Below are 1,136 nucleotides of genomic sequence, written 5' to 3'. Positions count from 1 at the left end.
TTCTAAATCCTGGAATGAGGCTTGTCGGTTTCTATCCTAAGACGCTGAACTTGCCCGCTCTGTCACTGATAGATACCGGAGCTTCGGATGCAGCTTGTGTAGGATTCAGGTGAGAACATTTTGACGAATGCTGTCATGACGCATGAGAAGAGCGACAACACGCGATTTACATTGGCACAATATCTGAATATGACGGCGTTGCTGAATGAAGGTATGAATCAAGCGGGGACAGGTACATCCCAAAATTTTAGGTAATGAAGTAGCAATCGAATCGAATGTGCCAGCATTTCTGCTGATTTGGAGTAACAGAGTGTCTTGCGATGTAATCGAGCCAGATAGTGCTGCAATCTCGTATTTTCGCCTTCTACGCGGGTCATGTAGGTCTTGCAAATAATTTGGTCACCGTTGGGAATGAACCCAGGATAGACTGACCAACCATCCGTGACATAGAAATAGCACTGCCAAGTTGCCACAATCGCCCACAACGGACGGAACGTATCGGCACTGGGTTTGCCTAAGACCCAACCTAAAATGCCTTGAGTGAAGTGGTCAACGACCGTCCAGATCCAGATTTTGTTTTTTTTGACCAATGAAGGTTTCTAGTTCATCCAACTCACCGACTCCAGGTATTTTGTCAGGCGTGTAAGCATCCGGCAGGCATTTGCCGACTTGTCTGACCCAAGTAATCAGGGTGGTATGATGCACTCCTTCGACCCGCTCAATCTCCCGAAACACCATGCCGTTGACATACATTTTGAGACATTCCCGTTTCATCGCATCACTATAGCCTTGAGGCGGGGCATAACCATCTATGAATTGCCGACCACAATCGACGCAGATATGATTTTGCTTACCTTTCTTGATTCCATTTTTACGGATATGAGTTGAGTTGCACTCGGGACATTCCATGCTAATTCACCCTAATTCATACCCTCATTATGCAACGCCAATATGACAAAGCGAAGGTTCTTGATCGGCTAGAGCGAGAAATCCAGCGCACCAAAGCTTTCTATTCCCAAGTGACCTACATTAAAATTGTGGATAGAACCGCCTCTAACTGGCAATTTATCAACCTCTATACTTACAACACTTCGGACAAAATTAAGCAGCGATCACGCCGTAGGAGCGCAGACTTT

1 protein-coding gene and 1 pseudogene are annotated in these 1,136 nt (G+C 46.0%); one reads left to right on the top strand and one right to left on the bottom strand.

What is annotated here, in order from left to right; translation table 11 throughout:
• Positions 1-218: 218 nt before the first annotated feature.
• Positions 219-909, bottom strand: a protein-coding gene (locus tag ACJ2PR_RS36055; protein ID WP_446880663.1) for an IS1 family transposase whose coding sequence is annotated in 2 segments (ribosomal slippage) — positions 219-585 and positions 584-909 — 693 coding nt in all. Because the reading frame shifts where the segments join, the coding sequence is not laid out codon by codon here.
• A gap of 29 nt (positions 910-938) precedes the next feature.
• Between ACJ2PR_RS36055 and ACJ2PR_RS36050 the strand changes: the two are divergent.
• Positions 939-1,136: pseudogene (locus tag ACJ2PR_RS36050) on the top strand (hypothetical protein); the annotation flags it as partial.

It is taken from the genome of Phormidesmis sp. 146-33, from assembly GCF_052939515.1.
The sequence above is the reverse complement of the archived record's forward strand: the minus strand, read 5'-3'. Positions and strand labels throughout refer to the sequence as shown.